This is a genomic window from Mesorhizobium sp. M7A.F.Ca.CA.003.01.2.1, assembly GCF_003998945.1.
GTDB classification, from domain to species: Bacteria; Pseudomonadota; Alphaproteobacteria; order Rhizobiales; family Rhizobiaceae; genus Mesorhizobium; species Mesorhizobium ciceri.
Map to the genome: position 1 here is coordinate 1 of NZ_RZRA01000606.1, position 3,520 is coordinate 3,520.

2 protein-coding genes and 1 pseudogene are annotated in these 3,520 nt (G+C 60.7%); 1 reads left to right on the forward strand and 2 read right to left on the reverse strand.

The genetic code is table 11. The features are described from left to right. Positions 1 to 434: pseudogene (locus EN969_RS22080) on the reverse strand (acetate kinase); the annotation flags it as partial. Then, entirely contained in the window at positions 431 to 2,842 is a 2,412-nt protein-coding gene (locus EN969_RS22085; protein WP_063168032.1) for a phosphoketolase family protein, read from the reverse strand. The pseudogene EN969_RS22080 and the gene EN969_RS22085, both read right to left, overlap by 4 nt. 264 nt (positions 2,843 to 3,106) lie before the next feature. Here EN969_RS22085 and EN969_RS22090 point away from each other — a divergent pair. After that, on the forward strand, positions 3,107 to 3,520 hold a 414-nt coding region (locus EN969_RS22090), incomplete at its 3' end, for an rRNA adenine N-6-methyltransferase family protein (protein WP_281060022.1).

Here is a 3,520-nt window from a genome sequence, read left to right on the forward strand (position 1 = left end):
ACCTGTGGCAGGTCCGGTTGCAAGGCGGCTATTGCACGGACGGGCGCGAGACTGCGAGGCTGATGCAGCGGAGCAAGCGGCGTAAGTTTGTCGATGGCGTCGATGATGTCTGGGGTCAGACGGACAGGTTCGATGAACTCGCTTCCGCCATGCACGATGCGATGGCCGGCGCAGATCAGGTTTCTTTCCCCAATTTCGCCCTGCACCCAATTCAGCATCTCGCCTATGGCCGCGTCATGCCGCTTGTCGGCGGTGAGCGGCCGATCGCACTGCCCCGTTCCGTCGGCCGCTTTTGCGCGCAGTGTGGGTTTGTCGCCCAGGTCCAGCGTGCCGCGTGAAACGAGTTGCATATCCCGTGATGAGACAAGATCGTAAAGCGCAAACTTGATGCTGGACGAGCCGGCATTCAGCGCCAGGATCGACCGACGCATCATTGGCGCCCCTTTGTCGCGGCTTTGTCGGGCCAGCTCCATTTCTGGATTTCGGGCATGTCTTCGCCGTGCTCGCGCACATAGGCCTTGTGCTTCGCCAACCTGCCGTGGAGTTCGCCGGCAAGCCCTTCGGCCCTTTCGGCCAGTCCCGGCACGCGTTCGATGGCGGCGAGCGCGAGATGGTAGCGGTCGAGTTCATTGAGCACCACCATGTCGAATGGCGTCGTCGTGGTGCCCTCCTCGCGGAAGCCATGCACATGCATGTTGTCATGGTTGGCGCGGCGGTATGTCAGGCGATGAATGAGATAGGGATAGCCGTGATAGGCGAAGATGACGGGCCGTGTTTTCGTGAACAACGCGTCGAAGTCCCCGTCGGGCAGGCCGTGCGGATGCTCCGTGTTCGACTGCAATGTCATCAGATCGACAACATTGACGACGCGGATTTTCAGGTCGGGGATCGCGGAGCGCAGAATGTCTGTCGCGGCCAGTGTTTCCAGGGTCGGCACATCGCCGGCGCAGGCCATGACCACATCGGGCTCCTCGTGCTGAGCAACCGTGCCGGCCCATTCCCAGATGCCCGCTCCAGCTTTGCAATGCGCTCCGGCTTCTTCAATGGACAGCCATTGCGGTCCCGGCTGCTTGCCGGCGGTGATGACATTGATGCGGTTATAGGTTCTCAGGCAATGATCGGTGATCCACAACAGGGTGTTGGCGTCCGGCGGGAAATAGAGCCTTACCGTGTCGGCCTTCTTGTTGGCGACCAGATCGGCAAAGCCCGGATCCTGATGGCTGAAACCATTGTGATCCTGCCGCCAGACATGCGAGGTCAAAAGGTAATTGAGCGAGGCGATCGGCTTGCGCCAAGCGAGCTCGCCGGAGGTCTTCAGCCATTTGGCATGCTGGTTGACCATCGAATCGACGATATGAATGAAGGCCTCATAGCATGAAAACAGGCCATGGCGGCCGGTGAGCAGATAGCCTTCAAGCCAGCCCTGGCAGAGATGCTCGCTCAGCACTTCCATGACGCGACCATCACGGGAAAGATGGACGTCATAGGGCTCGATGCGCTCCATCCAGATCCGATCGGTGACCTCGAACACGTCGTCGAGGCGGTTGGAGGATGTCTCGTCCGGCCCCATCAGGCGGAAGTTTCGCGCCTCGGCATTGAGGCGGAACACCTCGCGAAGATAGCTTCCGCAAATCCGCGTCGCCTCGGCAATGACGCCACCTGGACGCGGCACTTCCAGGGCCAGGCTTTTCCAATCTGGAAGCATCAGATCGCGCTTCAGCAGGCCGCCATTTGCGTACGGGCTTGCGCCCATGCGCCTTGTCCCTGTCGGGGCAAGTGCCGCAAGCTCCGGCAACAGGTGCCCGCTTTCGTCGAACAGCTCTCCCGGTTCGTAGCTTCGCATCCAGTTTTCGAGGATCTTGCGGTGCTCCTCATTCCCTCGAGCGTTCGATACCGGCACTTGATGCGAGCGCCAGAAACCCTCGACTTTTTCGCCATCGACTTCCTTCGGCCCGGTCCATCCCTTGGGGCTGCGCAGCACGATCATCGGCCATTTCGGGCGTTGACCATGCCATCCCGGAGCCCGTGCCTGCTCCTGAATGGAACGGATGCGATCGAGCACCGTGTCGAGCGTCGCGGCCATGGACCGGTGCATGGCAAGCGGCTCGTGGCCTTCGACGAAGAACGGTTCGTAGCCATAGCCGGCGAAAAGGTCTCGCAATTCCTGATCGTCCATGCGGCCGAGGATCGTCGGATTGGCGATCTTGTAGCCGTTGAGATGCAGGATCGGCAGGACGGCGCCGTCCGACGCTGGGTTCAGGAACTTGTTGGAATGCCATGCCGCCGCCAGCGGACCGGTCTCGGCTTCGCCGTCACCAACGACGCAGGCAACCACCAGACCCGGATTGTCGAAGGCCGCACCGAAGGCATGAACCAATGCATATCCCAATTCGCCGCCCTCATGGATGGAGCCTGGCGTCTCGGGCGCGGCATGGCTTGGCACGCCACCGGGAAAGGAAAACTGCCGGAACAGTTTCCTGAGGCCGTCTTCGCCCTGCCCGATATCGGGATAGATCTCGCTATAGGTGCCCTCGAGCCATGTGTTGGCGACCATTGCGGGACCGCCATGGCCCGGGCCGCAGATAAACAGAACATCGAAGTCGCGTTCGCGGATAACGCGGTTCAGATGCAGGTAGAGAAAATTCAGGCCCGGCGTCGTGCCCCAATGGCCAAGCAACCGAGGCTTGACGTGCTCGGCCTTCAACGGTTCGCGCAACAGCGGATTGTCGAGCAGATAGATCTGGCCGACCGAGATGTAATTCGCGGCGCGCCAGTAACGGTCCATGAGGTCGATCCGTTCGTGGCCGATAGCCTGCGGCGTCGCGGCAGCCTTGTCGTTCATCGACATCTCCAGCTTTCGGTTCGCTGGTGATAACTGGGGCATCTTTGCGCTTGAGCAACCCCCGACTGCCGCCGTCCGGGACAGTGTCGCGACCCGAGCGGCCAAGAGACCGGTCGCTATCCCGGTGGAGCGAGCGGCTCTGTCCGCAAATAGGCGGGAACCTTGAAGTCCTCCAGCGGTTAGAAACTGGAATCGCGAAGGCCAGGTTCAAGGCAGCTACCGCGAAGGACAACCTCGAAGCGTTGCACCAAAGGGAGCTAAAAAATGCTCGATCTTCCTCGTGCCCGTGATCGAATGGTCAATATCCACGTCGGCCGGCGTGGCATCCATGACCGTGAAATTCTGCAGGCGATGCGCGAAGTTCCACGCGAGGCCTTCGTAGAACCCGGTTTCGAGGAATTTGCTTATGAAGACACGCCGCTGCCGATCGCCGACGGCCAGACCATATCGCAACCCTACATCGTCGCATTCATGATCGAAATGGCGGACGTCAAACCGGGTGACCACGTGCTCGAAATCGGCACCGGCTCGGGTTACGCCGCCGCGGTGATGAGCCGGATCGTCGAACAGGTCTACACCATAGAGCGTCATCCCGGTTTGGCAGAAACGGCGAAACGGCGGTTTGAAAAACTCGGCTATCGAAACATCGAGGTCCGGACAGGCGATGGCACCAAGGGC

Bases quoted from the DNA above. Each gene is read 5' to 3' on its own strand.
- EN969_RS22085 (WP_063168032.1), bottom strand. From the start codon at position 2,842: ATGAACGACAAGGCTGCCGCGACGCCGCAGGCTATCGGCCACGAACGG.